Below are 15730 nucleotides of genomic sequence, written 5' to 3'. Positions count from 1 at the left end.
AAAACAATAATAACTGATAAATATATCATGCCTTAGCGAGATGAAGATTCAACTGCAAAACGACAAGGATGAGAACCTAGTACGGAAAATATATTAAATAATATGAAGGCGTTATTTATGTTCACCAATGGTAATTCTTTCGCAAAAATCAGGTCAAGGATGGCGTCAATTCAAACGATTATTTAAGTAGCTTACCATGTATGAATAACGTTTTTATTTTTTTGCTCGTCACAGTTAAGACCAAATAAAGCAGACAGTTTAAGAACATCGAAAATTGTTACTTATACTCTGTAATAAAATTAGAGGGTGTAACGCCAGCCTTATCATGAAAAAAACGAATAAAAGCACTATCACTTGAAAAATCTAGCCGATGAGCAATATCTGTCACTCGCCAATTTGATGACAGCAATTCAATAGCGGCTAATAAACGCCATTGTTGGCGCCAACTTTGATATGGCATACCCACTTCTTTATTAAAAATACGGGTGATGGTTTTTGCACTCGCTCCTACGATAAGGCTAAGTTCTGCTAATGATGGAGCAACAAACCCCTCATCATCAATATCAGCTAACCATGAGGATAAACGAGGATCGGCTGGAATAGGTAAATTCAAGTGACTATCTTTCGCAAGATTGAGCTCTTCAATTAAGAGTTTCACCGAATTAACTTGCTCATTATTGGGTTTATCAAACGCCCAAAACGCCATACGCTCCATTAATGCCGACATTAAAGGGTTAATATCAAATATTTTTAGTTCTCTCGGCAATTGTGGTTGTAAATCTTGGTCAAAATACAAAGAACGGTATTGCGTAACATTGGATGTTTGTGCTTTGTGCTCCACTCCTGCTGGGATCCAAGCTGCACGCATTGGCGGCAACACACACTTCACACCATCTAAACTAATCACCATGCAACCATGATGAGAAAACAATAACTGATCTTTGCTATGAGTGTGATAACCAGAATCATGCTCTGCTAAATCAGCAGCAAGCCCAACAACAAGACCATGATAATCATCAGCACAAAACTGATCTTCCATTCGAATATAAGCCATATTAGCAGCTCCTTTCTGCAACTTGTCCTTAAAGTGACATTTGTTGTTCTTATATTAATATTACACCAATCATTAACACTATATACTTCTCATCATTGAAATAACAGTCTCGCACTTCACGAATTAGCGATGGCAGTAATACGTATCATCCACTGAACAATATCGGTTTTTAGCCTTTCGTCGGTGGATGATCAAGCGTCAAAGAGGAAGTCATGAATAAAAAAACAATCTCGACATTATTAGCGATTTCGCTATTAATGTTTCCACAGCTCATAGAGACGATGTATAGCCCAGCGCTAACATCGATTAAGAATCACTTTTCAGTAACCACCTCAGATGCAGCTCAAGCGCTATCGATCTTTTTTATGGTCTTTGCCGTTGGCGTCGTATTCTGGGGAACCATGTGTGATGTGATTGGACGTCGTTTATCAACCCTATTAGGTATAGCAATTTGTATTGCTGCCGCACTATTTTGTTACTTTGCACCAACATTTCAGGGGTTACTTTACGGTTTTGGTGCGTGTGCTTTTGGTGCAGCTGTTGGCTCTGTATGTACCCAAACCATTTTACGAGATAGCTTTGAAGGCGCGAGTTTAGCAAGAATCTTCTCTATTGCGTCAACAAGTATTGGTCTTAGCCCTGTGATTGGTATGTTACTTGGTAGCTGGTTGACGGCTCACGGTGGTTATACTTGGGTTTTCGCAGCAATGGTGATTATGTTATCACTGCTATTACTTTGGGGTGGCTTTGCATTACCAGATACAAAACCAAACCACATTAAACGTGATAGCTTGTTTTTAGTGGCAAATAAAATGATCCGTGATGGACATATTTGGTATATCGCATTAATGATAGGGCTGGCAAATATTGCCCTGTTCTCTTACTACAGCATTGCACCATTTATGTTTGAACACTTAGGAGCTAGCGTTAAGTTTTTTGGTAATACGAGCTTTGTTTTAGCTGCTGGCTCAATTTTAGGTTCACTACTTAATATTCGTTTGATACGCCTACATATTCGCGGTGAACTCATCGTAATGTTATCGACATTAATGATGCTGACAGCTGGTTTAGGTGTTTACTTACTACAAGAAACTGTTTGGTTCTTCATTCCAATGGCATTGGTATCACTGTCATTTGGTTTAACATTACCTAACTTGTTAAGTACTGCTTTAATCAATTACCGAAACCACCTAGGAACAGCGGGTGCATTACTTGGCTTGTTCTATTACTTAATCATCGGTTTTGGCCTAGATCATGTCGCACATGTTGGCAATCTAGCATTAACATTACTTGTTTGTGGTGGTGGTTCATTTGTACTTGTACTATTAAAATTGATCACGGCAAAAGCCAATAAACAAACCAGTGAAAACGCAACAGCAAGTTAATCGACAAGTGAGTTGAAACTCACCGTAAAGTTAACTTCTCTTAACAAAAAAGCCGCATAAGGTCATCTTTTTAAAAGAGTCTTATGCGGCTTTTCTTTTTTTCTGTAAGCGATTAATTCGTCACAGTGGGTAATTCAGGTAAATGTGTACCAGCATTATCAGGATAAATCACATACTCACCGTGGAATTTCACTTTAGATTTGTAGTCGGTGATCTTAAACAGCAAAATACCTTGTTGGTAGGCCAAATCGATAAATTGCTGCGCATTACCACGAATATAAAAAGAAAGGGGTTTTATTAATGTACCCTGCTCATTCATCGCAGACTTGTATTGCGCAGCACACACCACTAATGATGCTTGACCATCGGTATGATGAGACACTTTGCGGTTCACTTCATACTCGTTAGTCACTAACCAATCTGCGGCTTCTACAACACGATAGAAATCATCTATTAGCTCAGCGGTAATAACCGTTGAATGACCATCAGCATCATTTAACGCACTAAGGGTATTTTTAATACGCTCAAATTGTACTTTAAGCTGCGCATTTTTGCCCATTGTGCGAGATTGTTTCTGCCATTGCAGTAATGTCTTAGACACACAGTGATCAAAACATTGTTGTTTGATCATCTTCGTCACCCACGCGCTTAAAAAAACCGTCTCACTGACCGGGTTTTTCTGGGTTTTACCAGACTCTTGCGCAGTAACCAGAGTTGATAACCCTTCCGTTACCACATGTAGAATTTCGTTATAAAAAGAAGTCATAATTTTAGAAAATCAAAAATAAATACGGCTAAAAACAAGCTTACGAATGTTTAACCAAGAACCAAGGTTCCTGTTAGAAATTTCCACTTATCGTACGCTACTGTCAGGTGAGATAGGTGCCAATGATAACGAGTTATACCCTAATAAAAAAGCAGCAATGTATTGAAAATATTAGCTGGTTTTATCTATCAATTAAGATGGAATTAACCAACCAACACAGAATATAAATCTAAAAATAAACCTCATCAATACAATTAACTCGGCTGATTATAATAAATACAAATTTAAAATTGCAATATAACATTACTTTTAAAGAAAAATGCTTTGTGACACTCATTCAGGTGGTGAATATATATTTGTGAATAATCACTGTGAACGTTATCAATTAACAAGGAATAAGGTTTATAGATGAAATACACTCTTTTAGCCGCTTTAATTGCTGCCACATCACTAACCGCATGTAACAGCAATAGCAACTCTTCGGATGACTATAATGGATATGTTGCTCAGGAACCAAAACCTGCAAAGATTACAGAGTTTCGTAATGTGGTATATGCGAGCTATATGAAAGATGCCAATGATCAGTGGTTTGATAATCCGCATTCAAATGAAATCAGTGATCTGAATATTGCCTTCATGAACCCTAGCGCCAATATGGATAAAGAAGGGATATATCACCCTGATGGACACGTTGCTCCCCTATCTGCAGATAAAATAAATAAGCTTACTTCCACTATTCAAAAATTTAGAGAGCAAAACCCTGATGGAAGAGTATTTATTTCCTTTGGTGGCTGGCGAGATAGCGAGAAAAATGAAAGTGACGATAACATCATTGGTCGTGACATCGTTTACGAAAAAATAGCCGCATCGCCAGAATATCGAGAAAACCTAATCAACGACATGATGGATGTTGTAAATACCTACGGTTTTGACGGTATTGATCTTGATTGGGAGTACCCTCAAGTTGGAGATGGTGCTAATCAATATGCTGATTTTGTTAACCGATTAGCAGATAGGCTTCATGCAGAAGATAAATATTTCACCGCAGCGATCATTGGCAGTAAAGATAAACCTAATGACGATGGAAAAGGTGCTGGCTATCTCGATGTTGCATTAAATGCCTTTGATACGGTTCATTTAATGACTTATGACATGCAAAATGAAGATCACTCAAGCTATAAAGATTCAGTCAATGCTTTAAATTACTGGTTAATAGAGCGCCACTTAGATCCGCAACGTATTACATTAGGATTACCTGCCTACCCTCGCCATGCCCCCACTTACGGTGTATTAGTTAAGGAAGATAAACATTACGCTTGCCGAGATACTGTAACAAAGAATAACACGACACATTATTATAACGGGTTACCCACGATCCGCTCAAAAGTCCATTTAGCTAAAGACGACTATCATTTAGGTGGGGTCATGTTATGGGAATTGCCTTGTGATGATATTAATCCACAAGATAAAGATCTTTCTATTATAGAAACCATCAATGCCACCATTAAACAGGACACTTCTTATCGCAATATTTGCGATACACATAAAAACGAAACTGGTTGGATTGTTTACCGTGAAGATGATCCAATGAAGCATTACGATTGGTAAATTAAAACAGTGTTTAAAGTTACTATTTACCTTCGATAATCACAAAAAAGTACGCCAGAGAGTCTTCTCTGGCGTACTTTTTTCAGCGACATCTGTAAAAATAAAATGCTTTATGCGTCTTTTGCTAAGAACCAGTAAAAACCCGCAGACAATACTGCACAAACAGCCATCGTTCCTGCCATTGGCCATGCCGTACTGTCTGGCATTAACGCAACAATACTACCGACAATAGATGCAACACCAAAACGGAATGTGCCGCCTAATGAAGAAGCAGTACCAGCCATTTGAGGATAACGTGCAAGTAAACAAGCCATTGAGTTACTACCAATAATCGATAGCACACCAACAAATAGCATAACAGGGATAACAACGCCCCAGAGTCCAAAATCTAGCCACTGACCAATAACAATTAACGCACCGGCAAACAGCTGAATAACTAATCCAAGGCGTAACATCCAATGGGTGCCTTTTTTCCTTACAAAACGCCCATTTATACTGGTCATTAGGATTAAGCAAATGATATTTAAACCAAAGTAAAAGCCAAAGTTTTCAACACTTACACCATAAAGATCAATGTAAACAAACGACCCCGCCGTTAAGAAAGTGAACATGCCTGAAAATGAAAAGCCGCTACACAGTATCAAGCCGAGAACCACTGGATTAGACAGTAGTTTTATGTAATTGCGGATAATAGATAAAAAGTGGAAAGGTATACGTTTTTCTTTTGGTAATGTTTCTTTAATTTTAAAAACAATGGAAAGTAAAACAATGACAGCAAAAATAGACAAAAACCAAAATACCGCACGCCAGCCAAACCATACCGATAAATGACCACCAATCATAGGGGCAAGTAAGGGGGCCACTGTCATCACCAAAGTAACAAACGACATAGTACGAGAAAACTCTTCACGCTCGAACATGTCACGTACTAATGCACTAATGATGACGGCTGCGGCAGCACCTGCAAAACCTTGTAAAACACGAATAACAGTCAGTTCTGTGATACTCGTACTCAACGCACCTAATACGGTTAAAACAGTAAAACTGATAGTACCGAGTAACAAAATTGGACGTCGGCCATAACTGTCAGCCAGAGGCCCATGAATCAATTGACCGAAAGCAAAACCTGCGGTGAATACGGTTAATGTAACCTGAACTAAACTGGGAGAAACTAAAAAGTCTTTGGCAATGTTCGGCATTGCGGGCAGGTACATATCAATCGCTAAAGGCGTAAGCGCAGCTATTGCGCCAAGGATCAATATCAATTGCAGGCTCAACCTTGGGCTGTCTTGCTGGTTCATAGCACCTCTTATGAGCTAATATTCCATATGAAGCTTATATTTTACGATAAAACACGTATACAGAACCTTTCTAATATGGAAAAGAGCTATTTCCTTTTCCGCATCCCCTTCGCTACACGTATTCTGTATTTATCTAATAAAATAAAAGGCATAAACAATGCAGACTAAAAACAAGTCTTCATATTTACGCCTATTATTACAGCATATAATTTATAAAATTAACATCACCAACTAATTATTTTAGAAATGATGCAATTTCTTCTGCTGTTAGTGGTCGGTACTCACCAGGCGCGAGATCTTCATCAAGCTCAACGGTACCAATACGCTCACGGTGTAAGCCAACCACTTTATTACCCATCGCTGCGAACATACGTTTTACTTGGTGGTACTTACCTTCAGATATTGTCAGCAACGCCTCACGCTCGCCAAGAATTTCTAATTTAGCTGGGCGTGTTAATTCTTTCTCACTGCGAAGTTGTACACCTGCTTCAAATTGCGTGATGTAATCTTCAGTGATTGGATCGGCCGTTTCAACAAAATAGGTCTTTGAACATAAATGACGTGGCGAAGTGATACGGTGAGACCATTGACCATCATCGGTTAACAACACTAAACCCGTTGTATCACCATCTAAACGACCTGCTACGTGCATTTTCTCTGGGCTTACTTCATCAAACAAAACAAAAACAGTTGGATTGAAGTCATCAACATGAGAGCAGACGAAGCCTTCTGGCTTGTTAAGCATAAAGTAACGAGGACCTTGCAGCTTTAGCGGGCGACCGTTAAATTCCACATCGTTATCGTCACTGACTGAAAACGAAGCACTACGGACGATTTCGCCATCAACTTCAATCATTTTATCTCGAAGAAGTTTACCGGCTTCTCTACGGGTGATACCCAATGTGGTACCTAAGAATTTATCAAGCCTCATTAACTGGCTCCGCTAATTGCTACAAAAGAGCGGTATTATAAGACCAAATAACAAAGATGCATTAAAAACTTATTGCTCCCATCAAAGCGATAAATGCCTTATTGTCCTCATTTTACTCTGATTCGTAATGTACCTTGATGCTATTAGCCAACAAGGTAATGCTATTATCTTGCTCTTTTCTAACCGTTACCTTATCTGAGGTTATCACCACGAATTGATTTTTCTCATTGGTGAAAGGAAAGCTCACCGCTACATCACCTTGATAAATCGTTTCTTGTTTATCGCTATGAATATGAGCACTGGCGATTTTAACCGCTATACCACGCCGAATATGCATCACCACGTTACCGCTATAGGTTTGATAATCCTTATAACCTTGTTCATACTTTGACGAGATCGTAAATGGATTAATCGTACCTGCGAATATACTCATACTAATGAATAAGCAGGAACATAGTATTGCTAATTTCTTTTTCATCTTCTGCCTTCTCCATCATTTTTATCCTATTTTGTTAACAACTCCCTTAACCTTTACTTAACTGCACGCAAGATAAATACCACTATTATTGATTATTTCCTCTCATGGATACTATGTTTCTGAACTTTACCCGCCACATCCTTGTTACATCTTTGTTTCCAAAATAGAATATATGGCGCTCAGCTAAACGATTACTACAAATAAAAAGATACCGTTGGAGAATCATATTAATGAAACTGGAAGCCGTAGATTACACAGCAGATAATGCAAAGCAGCTTTTTGTCGAATCCCTACGAGAGACAGGCTTTGGGGTACTAAAAAATCATCCTATCCAACAAAAATTAGTCCAAAAAATCTATGATAAGTGGTATGACTTTTTTAATAGTGAAGAAAAAACTGCGTTTCATTTTAATGTAGAAACCCAAGACGGGCTGTTTCCAACCGACGTTTCAGAAACCGCCAAGGGGCATACCCAAAAAGATATTAAAGAATACTTCCACTACTACCCTTGGGGTCAGTGCCCAGCTGAACTTAAACAAGATATTCAACAGTACTATCAAGAAGCCAATGCGCTTGCGACAGAGTTACTAAGTTGGGTTGAACAATATTCACCTAATGAGGTTTCCGCTAAATACACTCAATCACTATCAAGTATGATTGATGGCAGTGAGAAAACATTGCTTCGCATCCTACATTATCCTCCGCTGCAAGGCGACGAAGAGCTAGGCGCGATTCGTGCAGGAGCCCATGAAGATATTAACTTATTAACCATTTTGCCTGCTGCTAACGAGCCGGGGCTACAAGTTAAAGCCAAAGATGGTAGTTGGATTGATGTGCCTTGCGATTTTGGTCATTTAATTATCAATATCGGTGACATGCTACAAGAAGCTTCCGGTGGTTATTTCCCATCCACAACTCACCGTGTGATAAACCCAGAAGGCGCAGATAAAACAAAATCACGTATTTCATTACCTCTGTTTTTACACCCAAAACCAGACGTTATCCTTTCAGAAAAATACACCGCACATGAGTATTTAATGGAACGTTTACGTGAACTTGGTGTTATCTAATTTCTAAGACATAAAGCACTAAGTGTAGAAATGGCTCTCGGCTTTGATCTCTGTTTTGATACTAGGGTTCGGTCAGTCGAGAGACTTCATAAAAAAATTATGAGGTTACAATCTAAAATATGAACATTTTTTCGTGTTTCTGGTCTCATTATCGAAGAGTTACAAATCTATTTATTATGCAAACAATCTATTATTAGCATATCGAACAATACATCATTTATTTTTTGATTACGTTTACATTCAGACTTTCAGATCTATAGTTCATTGATAGCTTAATTGGTTGTGTATAGATCTTACTTAGGGACTCCGTATGAAAATCTCGTTAACGAAACCTGTGCTTTCATCTCTTGATACTTTTCTCAATCTCATTGACGAATTATTTGCTTACGAAGCCCTACCGCAAAAGGTAGAGCAAACAGCAACAGCGGTAAAACAACTATTATCAACACCAGAGCTTGGGCAAGCTTGGTTTATTGAAGTTGAAGAAAATGGTGAGACCTGTGTCGCAGGACACCTTGTGGTAAGTTATGCCTTCAGCCTTGAACATGGCGGTAAAGTAGGGTTTATTGACCAATTCTATTTAAAACCAGAGTGGCGACAAAAAGGCATTGGCGCATCATTAATGCCGCAAGTTGAAGATCGTGTTATGAACGATGGTGTTAAAGCCCTATCACTGGAAGTAAATATTGGTAATGCGGGTGCTCGTACTTTTTACGAACGCCATGGCTTTGTGCCACGTCGCCAGTTCTGTGTTATGACCAAAAACCTTGCTGAAAAAACAGTGCCACTTCACGTCGCATCGTAACGGCCTCCCTTTACTTTATGTAAAAATGGATTGAACCACGTCTAAAGCCTTGCCATTCGCAGGGCTTTTTCGTAACCCCTTAAATATAAACAAGCATATCAATTAATTACGTGCTTATTTATAATGCTATATCACGTCTTTTCAATATAAATACCAAGGAATTATATGGGTCTTTTCATCACTATCGGCGTTATTGTTATTATTGCCCTTGCCTACATCAGCCTACGTAACGGTTTAATTGGTAAAAAGAACCAAGTTGCCAATGCAGAATCAAGCATTGATGTAATGCTGAAGAAACGTTTTGACTTACTACCAAATTTAATTGAAACCGCCAAAGCATATATGCAACATGAAAAATCGGTATTAACGGAATTAACAGAGCTTCGTAGCCAAGCAAGCAATGCCACCAGCACAGATGCGAAAGCCGCTCTAGACAAGCAAGTTAGCACTGCACTCTCTCATTTCCGTATGGCTGTTGAAGCATATCCAGAACTAAAAGCCAACGAGAATATTGATACTGTAATGCGTTCCATGAATGAAATTGAAGCTCAACTGTCTGCAGCGCGTCGTACTTTTAACGCATCTGTCACTAATTTCAATAATGCTGTAGAGATGTTTCCATCAAGCATCATCGCTAACCACATGAAGCTAACCACATTACCTTTGTTTGACATTCCAGAAGTAGAGCGTCAAAACGTCAATGCTGCTGAACTGTTTAATAACAAATAACCCAATAATTAGGTTTCACCATGGAAGATCGTATTTCAGCCTTATACGAACAAAAGCTGAGAACACAGCTGTCGTCACTAGAGTCTACTCGCTTACATGTCGTTAAACAGTTATGGATTGCGCTTGCGGTTGGAGGTATTACAGCTGCTATTGCGATCCCAACTGCACTTCATTTTAATGCCTTACCTTTGGGTATTATCGCAAGTTTTATTGTTGCTATTTTTATGCTGGTACGCTTTTCAAAACAGAAGCAACAATACTGCGTCAGTTATAAACAAAAAGTGGTTACCGCCCTACTCGCTAACATCAATGAGAGTTTTGATTATCAGCCTCTCGGCTCTGTTTCCGAACAAGACTATAAAGCCTGCCAACTCTTTCCACAGCATTATGATAGCTTTCGTGGTGAAGACTTTGTCCAAGGTACAATCGGAAAAACGACACTGCGTTTTTCAGAGTTAGAGACACAAATTAAAAAGCAGCGCGTGAATCAAAAAGAAAACCGCGAGGAATGGGAAACCATTTTTCGTGGAATATTATTTATTGCCGACGCCAATAAACACTTCAATAGTCAGACACTCATTTTACCAGCAAAAAACGCATTTATTACGGCAATTGGTGATGCCGTATCTCACCTGTTTAACCGCGAAAATAGACGTGTAGATCTAGAAAATCCAAACTTTGAGCAATACTTTTCGGTCTATAGTAGCGATCAAATTGAAGCGCGATACTTATTAACGCCTGCGATGATGGAACGATTAGTCGATTTTGTTACTAAAGCTAAAAATCGTGTCTCATTATCATTCATCGATAATAATATTTATATCGCGATGAATAGTCATAAAAACTACTTTGAGCCCGCATTGTTTACATCCTCGGACTCACTGGAGTCTGTTAAAGCGATTGCCCAAGACTTACAATTTGTCATCGATATTGTAAGCGATTTAGATCTCAATACTCGCATCTGGACGAAGCGCTAATCCATATATTTAAACCGTAATGGCACACTGCTGATGAATAACATTAATTATATTCTTGCTCTTAGCGATGATGATCCTACGATTATTGATCGACAAGCACAGCAGCAAACGTTTGAAGAAAATAAAACGAACATTCATTACACCGAACTATCTTAATCACCACCTTCCCCAGATCATCAAAATGAGCGATCCCAGTGACGGCATGGCATATGGATAGAAATAAAGAATCATAATGCCGATATGTTTTCTCAACTCGCCAATAGATCAGGCACAAGCGCAACTCGTTAAGTTAATAAAAACCTCACAGCAAGTTTAAGTTACACCCCATTTTGACATATTCCACATCTGACTTATAAAACGTATCGCCAGATGTGGTCAGCCCTAAACGCTGGTAAAAACCAATGGCACTTGTTCGTGCATCACACCAGAAATATTCCACATTAGTCGTTTTTAGATAAGTAAAGATCTCTTGGATCATCACAGTACCAATACCTTTACCTTGATATTCGGTGAGAGTGGCAAACTTACGTAATCGAGCTACGTTTTCTTCGATAAAAACCGAAGACACACAGACGAGCTCATTATTAATAAACGCCCCAAAGTGCGTTGCTGTCTCATCCCCTTCCACTTTACAAAACGACTCAGGTTTAGACGGCCATAGAACACGATGTCGAACTGTTATTGCCTGCTGCCAGGTAATTGGTTTTATTTCCATTAACGTTAAATCCATATAAAAAAGAACCTATAACCACTAAGCCATAGCTTCTATTAATCCTTTAATTAATCCACCCTTTCAAACGTAAACGTTCCTATATAACGTTTAGTTTGGTAACCCATATCGTTATAATTACTGAGAAAGATTTCAATACTATGTATAAATTTTAGTTAGCTTGTTGAAAAACGAAGCCTTATCTAGAGAATTACTCTAAATAAGGCTTCTGCTTAAATCAGAAATTTTAAAATCGTGTGAAATGTCTAAACTCACACTTTATTTCTGTTGGCTTAATGTGATGTTTGTATCTTGAATCAACGCATTACTTTTTGAGTTCTTAAACGCACCATCAACATCTTGAATATAGTAAACCGGTAATGATTCTTCATTTGCTACCGCTTTCCCTTCATCAGGACCTAAACACAGCATAGTTGTAGCCCACGCATCACCTCGAATAGGATCATTACCAAACACAGATGCGGAAACAAGATCATGGGTGATCGGTGCGCCTGTTCTTGCATCAAGAATATGTGAGTAATCTTTTTTGCCATCCTTAAAGTTATGGTGATACGTACCTGAAGTGTTAAGTGATACACCATTCTCATCATTAATCGTCACGATTTGATAAGGATGAATACCGTCTTTGAGTGCTACAGGTTGCTCAATCGCCACACGCCACTTCTCACCCATTGGCTTATGACCTTTAATCTTCATATCGCCACCGAACTCAACCAAGTAGTTCTCAACACCATCCGACTCTAAAATTTGGCTTAAACGGCTAATCGCATAACCTTCACCCATTGAAGATAAATCAATCTGCAACTGGGGAATGGTTTTTCTAATACGTAAGTGTTCAGGATCTATTTCAATTTTATCAATACCAATATCAGCACGTACCTTTGCAATCTCGGCGGCTGTTGGCACATTTAATTTATCGCTTTGAAAGCCCCAAAGTTTATATAGCGGCTGAATAGTAGGATCATAGCAACCATGACTTTCTTTATTGATTGCCTTTGCTATAGACAACATATAAATAAAATCTTTCGAGGCCGGCTGCCACTCCGTTGAAGTGCTTTTATTAAACTTAGAAATATACGAATCACCGCGATACGTAGAATATTCTTTATCAATCGCGTCTAATGCTTTATTAAACTGGGCTTGTACCTTCGCCGATGAAACATCATCTTTAGACCAGTAACTCACATGGTAGCTAGTGCCTTCTGCATAGCCTGCGATTTTTTCTAACTTTGGAGGCTCACTACAACCCGACAACATCATAGTTGCAGACAGTGTAAATAACGCAGCGCAGCTTCGCTTCAGGAAAACATTCGACGTTTTCGTAAACATACAAAAACCTTATTGATACATAATGTATGTAAAGTTTACCAACAGTTACCAAACACTACTAGACAGAGGCAAAACACCGCATCTAACCTAACCTGAGAACAATGAATGAAGGCTTTGCCAAATCACTGGTTAAATGTACACTAGTTAAGTTTTCAGTTACGCCAGAATAGTTTCTATGTATACCCTTCGTCCTTATCAGCAAGACAGTGTTAACGCGACTATCCACTATTTTCGTAAACACAACACCCCAGCAGTATTAACCCTACCAACAGGCGCAGGTAAAAGCCTTGTCGTCGCAGAGCTTGCACGTATTGCTCGTGGGCGCGTGCTTGTATTAACCCACGTTAAAGAGTTGGTAGAGCAAAACCATGCCAAATATGAAAGTTACGGCTTAAAAGCCTCTATTTTTTCTGCTGGATTAGGTCGAAAAGAAACCGACCAACAAGTGGTGTTTGCTTCTGTTCAATCAATGGCAAACAGCTTAGATAAGTTCAAAGAACAATTTTCATTATTAGTTATTGATGAATGTCACCGTGTACCTGACGATGAAAACAGTGCTTATCGCAAAGTTATCAAGCACGTTCAAGACGTAAACCCAAACATTAAAATCCTTGGCTTAACCGCGACACCTTATCGCTTAGGCATGGGCTGGATTTACAAATACCATACCCGAGGTCAGGTTCGTACTGAACAAGATCGCTTCTTCCGCGACTGTATTTTTGAATTACCGATTCGCTATCTATTAGACGAAGGCTTTTTAACCGAGCCCAAAATCATGGATATGGCAGTGATTGGTTATGATTTCTCATCTATTACCCCTTCATCGACAGGCCACTACAAAGAAGCCGATTTAGATAGCGTGATTGGAAAATCAGAGCGTGCAACACCAATGATCATTGAACAGGTGATTGAGTACGCCAAAGATCGTAAAGGTGTGATGATATTCGCCTCAACCGTTAATCACGCACAAGAAATCATGGGCTACTTATCCGGTGAAAATGCCGCGTTGGTGATTGGTGATACCCCTCTTGATGAACGCGATCGCATTATCAATGATTTCAAAGCGCAAAAGATTAAATACTTAGTTAACGTTTCAGTATTAACGACTGGCTTTGATGCGCCACATGTCGATTTAATTGCTATTCTTCGCCCAACAGAATCTATCAGCTTATATCAGCAAATTGTTGGTCGAGGCTTACGTTTAGCTGATGGTAAAAAAGACTGTTTAGTATTGGAGTATGCGGGTAACTGTTACGATTTATACCAACCTGAAGTGGGTGATCCAAAACCCAACTCAGAGAGTGAAGTCGTAATGGTACCTTGCCCTGCTTGTGGTTTTAAAAACAGTTTCTGGGGCAAACTCGATCCCGCAGGCTTTTTAGTTGAGCACTATGGACGTCGTTGCCAAGGCTATTTTGAAGATGATGAAACTGGCGAGCGTGAGGAATGTGGTTATCGTTTCCGTGCTAAATACTGCGAAGAATGTGGCGCTGACAACGATATCGCCGCAAGACGCTGCCACCTTTGCGATGCGGTGATGGTTGATCCTGATAAAAAGCTGCGTGAGGCGTTAAAACTTAAAGACGCCATGATCATGAAATGCACCGACATGCGCTTAGAGCCAGGAAAAAATAAATTCGAGAAACCACAGCTTAAAGTGGTTTATGTCGGCGATGAAGGTAATGAAATTAACGAAGTGTGGACGCTTTCTAATAAAACCCAGAAACAAGAGTTTCTTAAGCGGTTTATTAACCCTCATTTAGTGGATCGTCACCGTCCATTCACCGATACCGCCCCAACAAAAGTTGCCAATAGCGAGCACCGTTTACGTCCACCTGAAATTGTAATCGCCCGTAAGAATGGTCGATTTTGGGCTATTCGAGACAAGTTGTTCGATTTAGATCAATATCAAAAAGACTAAAGTCGTAATACTTCTTTAGATGAGACGCTGAATCTCTTTTTTGAGTGAATCAGGCGTTTTATTACTAGGTGTACGACCAGTGTTGCCATGAATCACAAATCGAATCCCTTCTTGGCGATAACGTTGCAAGTATCGCTCAACGGTCCTTCGTGACTTTTGTAGTAAATGAGTAGCGCTATTGATGGTAATTTTGCCCTCAATAACTTTGCTAATGATATCGACAGTAAACTGTGATTTTGAATCCATGTAGAACATCCTTAGCCCCCCTTAAAGCAAGTTTTATTACTTTAGAAAGTACGCTAATTCAGTCCCGACATATTCCCTTGGTAGTTAGCATAATGACAAAGTCGCTTGGTAATTACGATACGACAGAATCGCTTGGTGATCACAACAGTCCATGGAGATGGCTAACTCATTTATGTCGAGTAGACGACACTTGTTACCAAGTGCCGTCCCTCTAAGAACCGTACGTGCAACTTTCACTGCATACGGCTCAAGCCTCCACTAAGGCACCGATTAGCACCCAGCAACTTACAAAGCAGCGAGAGCAGGTTCATGCCAAGAGTTGCGGCATTGCTTCTTTGATTTTCTCTTTGCCAAGTATTCTTGGTATTGAGGATCAAAGGGCGTAGCGGCACTCTTGATT

At 39.4% G+C, this 15730-nt stretch carries 16 protein-coding genes and 1 pseudogene; 8 read left to right on the top strand and 9 right to left on the bottom strand.

All coding sequences use genetic code 11. The annotated features are described in order from the left end of the window. Window positions 1-277: 277 nt before the first annotated feature. Window positions 278-1054: a helix-turn-helix domain-containing protein gene (locus tag C9J45_RS20275; RefSeq protein ID WP_107292945.1), complete on the bottom strand. Its 777-nt coding sequence runs from the start codon at window positions 1052-1054 to the stop codon at window positions 278-280. Between the two features lie 212 nt (window positions 1055-1266). Here C9J45_RS20275 and C9J45_RS20270 point away from each other — a divergent pair, with 212 nt between their 5' ends. After that, window positions 1267-2439: an MFS transporter gene (locus tag C9J45_RS20270; protein ID WP_107292944.1), complete on the top strand. Its 1173-nt coding sequence runs from the start codon at window positions 1267-1269 to the stop codon at window positions 2437-2439. A gap of 112 nt (window positions 2440-2551) precedes the next feature. Here the strand turns inward: C9J45_RS20270 and C9J45_RS20265 are convergent, their stop codons facing one another. Further along, entirely contained in the window at window positions 2552-3205 is a 654-nt protein-coding gene (locus tag C9J45_RS20265; protein WP_107208724.1) for a DUF2913 family protein, read from the bottom strand. A gap of 408 nt (window positions 3206-3613) precedes the next feature. Between C9J45_RS20265 and C9J45_RS20260 the strand changes: the two genes are divergently transcribed. Further along, a complete protein-coding gene (locus C9J45_RS20260; protein ID WP_107292943.1) occupies window positions 3614-4813 on the top strand; it encodes a glycosyl hydrolase family 18 protein in 1200 nt (399 codons plus the stop codon). A 110-nt stretch (window positions 4814-4923) separates the two neighbouring features. On the opposite strand, the gene C9J45_RS20255 is transcribed toward C9J45_RS20260, so the two are convergent. From C9J45_RS20255 to C9J45_RS20245, 3 genes are all read right to left on the bottom strand, one after another. Further along, entirely contained in the window at window positions 4924-6114 is a 1191-nt protein-coding gene (locus C9J45_RS20255) for a Bcr/CflA family multidrug efflux MFS transporter (protein ID WP_107208726.1), read from the bottom strand. Between the two features lie 235 nt (window positions 6115-6349). Beyond that, entirely contained in the window at window positions 6350-7045 is a 696-nt protein-coding gene (rsuA, locus tag C9J45_RS20250) for a 16S rRNA pseudouridine(516) synthase RsuA (RefSeq protein ID WP_107247922.1), read from the bottom strand. Between the two features lie 112 nt (window positions 7046-7157). Beyond that, a complete protein-coding gene (locus C9J45_RS20245) occupies window positions 7158-7523 on the bottom strand; it encodes a hypothetical protein (protein WP_107247923.1) in 366 nt (121 codons plus the stop codon). Window positions 7524-7753: 230 nt separating this feature from the next. Here C9J45_RS20245 and C9J45_RS20240 point away from each other — a divergent pair, with 230 nt between their 5' ends. The 5 genes from C9J45_RS20240 (at window position 7754) to C9J45_RS21855 (ending at window position 11260) form a co-directional block, all read left to right on the top strand. Then, the gene (locus C9J45_RS20240) at window positions 7754-8593 is read left to right on the top strand and encodes an isopenicillin N synthase family oxygenase (protein ID WP_107247924.1); all 840 of its coding nucleotides are present in this window, start codon (window positions 7754-7756) and stop codon (window positions 8591-8593) included. Window positions 8594-8903: 310 nt separating this feature from the next. Further along, window positions 8904-9398, top strand: coding sequence for an N-acetyltransferase (locus C9J45_RS20235; protein WP_107247925.1), 495 nt, complete (start codon window positions 8904-8906; stop codon window positions 9396-9398). Window positions 9399-9563: 165 nt separating this feature from the next. Continuing rightward, on the top strand, window positions 9564-10127 hold the full coding sequence (locus C9J45_RS20230) for a LemA family protein (protein WP_107247926.1): 564 nt from the start codon (window positions 9564-9566) through the stop codon (window positions 10125-10127). 20 nt (window positions 10128-10147) lie between these two features. Then, the gene (locus C9J45_RS20225; protein ID WP_107292942.1) at window positions 10148-11104 is read left to right on the top strand and encodes a DUF3137 domain-containing protein; all 957 of its coding nucleotides are present in this window, start codon (window positions 10148-10150) and stop codon (window positions 11102-11104) included. A gap of 33 nt (window positions 11105-11137) precedes the next feature. Beyond that, complete coding sequence (locus C9J45_RS21855) at window positions 11138-11260, top strand: hypothetical protein (protein WP_255418469.1); 123 nt, start codon at window positions 11138-11140, stop codon at window positions 11258-11260. A gap of 145 nt (window positions 11261-11405) precedes the next feature. On the opposite strand, the gene C9J45_RS20215 is transcribed toward C9J45_RS21855, so the two are convergent. Together C9J45_RS20215 and C9J45_RS20210 are read right to left on the bottom strand one after the other, a co-directional pair. After that, entirely contained in the window at window positions 11406-11834 is a 429-nt protein-coding gene (locus C9J45_RS20215; protein ID WP_107292941.1) for a GNAT family N-acetyltransferase, read from the bottom strand. A 258-nt stretch (window positions 11835-12092) separates the two neighbouring features. Next, a complete protein-coding gene (locus C9J45_RS20210; protein WP_107208735.1) occupies window positions 12093-13163 on the bottom strand; it encodes an FAD:protein FMN transferase in 1071 nt (356 codons plus the stop codon). 175 nt (window positions 13164-13338) lie between these two features. Between C9J45_RS20210 and C9J45_RS20205 the strand changes: the two genes are divergently transcribed. Further along, a complete protein-coding gene (locus tag C9J45_RS20205; RefSeq protein WP_107208736.1) occupies window positions 13339-15084 on the top strand; it encodes a DEAD/DEAH box helicase in 1746 nt (581 codons plus the stop codon). On the opposite strand, the pseudogene C9J45_RS20200 reads toward C9J45_RS20205, so the two are convergent. Beyond that, a pseudogene (locus tag C9J45_RS20200) lies at window positions 15077-15339 on the bottom strand (helix-turn-helix domain-containing protein); the annotation flags it as partial. The gene C9J45_RS20205 and the pseudogene C9J45_RS20200 sit on opposite strands and share 8 nt — an antisense overlap. Before the next feature lie 75 nt (window positions 15340-15414). Further along, a complete protein-coding gene (locus C9J45_RS21580) occupies window positions 15415-15567 on the bottom strand; it encodes a hypothetical protein (RefSeq protein WP_158260233.1) in 153 nt (50 codons plus the stop codon). Window positions 15568-15730 lie beyond the last annotated feature (163 nt).

Origin of the sequence: Photobacterium sp. GB-1 (genome assembly GCF_003026165.1) — a bacterium.
GTDB lineage: Bacteria > Pseudomonadota > Gammaproteobacteria > Enterobacterales > Vibrionaceae > Photobacterium.
This window is presented reverse-complemented; position numbering and strand designations above follow the sequence as displayed.

Excerpts from the sequence above, each read along its gene's own strand:
- C9J45_RS20275 (WP_107292945.1), bottom strand. The coding sequence starts at position 1,054 with ATGGCTTATATTCGAATGGAAGATCAGTTTTGTGCTGATGATTATCAT.
- C9J45_RS20270 (WP_107292944.1), top strand. The coding sequence starts at position 1,267 with ATGAATAAAAAAACAATCTCGACATTATTAGCGATTTCGCTATTAATG.
- C9J45_RS20265 (WP_107208724.1), bottom strand. The coding sequence starts at position 3,205 with ATGACTTCTTTTTATAACGAAATTCTACATGTGGTAACGGAAGGGTTA.
- C9J45_RS20260 (WP_107292943.1), top strand. The coding sequence starts at position 3,614 with ATGAAATACACTCTTTTAGCCGCTTTAATTGCTGCCACATCACTAACC.
- C9J45_RS20255 (WP_107208726.1), bottom strand. The coding sequence starts at position 6,114 with ATGAACCAGCAAGACAGCCCAAGGTTGAGCCTGCAATTGATATTGATC.
- rsuA (WP_107247922.1), bottom strand. The coding sequence starts at position 7,045 with ATGAGGCTTGATAAATTCTTAGGTACCACATTGGGTATCACCCGTAGA.
- C9J45_RS20245 (WP_107247923.1), bottom strand. The coding sequence starts at position 7,523 with ATGAAAAAGAAATTAGCAATACTATGTTCCTGCTTATTCATTAGTATG.
- C9J45_RS20240 (WP_107247924.1), top strand. The coding sequence starts at position 7,754 with ATGAAACTGGAAGCCGTAGATTACACAGCAGATAATGCAAAGCAGCTT.
- C9J45_RS20235 (WP_107247925.1), top strand. The coding sequence starts at position 8,904 with ATGAAAATCTCGTTAACGAAACCTGTGCTTTCATCTCTTGATACTTTT.
- C9J45_RS20230 (WP_107247926.1), top strand. The coding sequence starts at position 9,564 with ATGGGTCTTTTCATCACTATCGGCGTTATTGTTATTATTGCCCTTGCC.
- C9J45_RS20225 (WP_107292942.1), top strand. The coding sequence starts at position 10,148 with ATGGAAGATCGTATTTCAGCCTTATACGAACAAAAGCTGAGAACACAG.
- C9J45_RS21855 (WP_255418469.1), top strand. The coding sequence starts at position 11,138 with ATGAATAACATTAATTATATTCTTGCTCTTAGCGATGATGATCCTACG.
- C9J45_RS20215 (WP_107292941.1), bottom strand. The coding sequence starts at position 11,834 with ATGGATTTAACGTTAATGGAAATAAAACCAATTACCTGGCAGCAGGCA.
- C9J45_RS20210 (WP_107208735.1), bottom strand. The coding sequence starts at position 13,163 with ATGTTTACGAAAACGTCGAATGTTTTCCTGAAGCGAAGCTGCGCTGCG.
- C9J45_RS20205 (WP_107208736.1), top strand. The coding sequence starts at position 13,339 with ATGTATACCCTTCGTCCTTATCAGCAAGACAGTGTTAACGCGACTATC.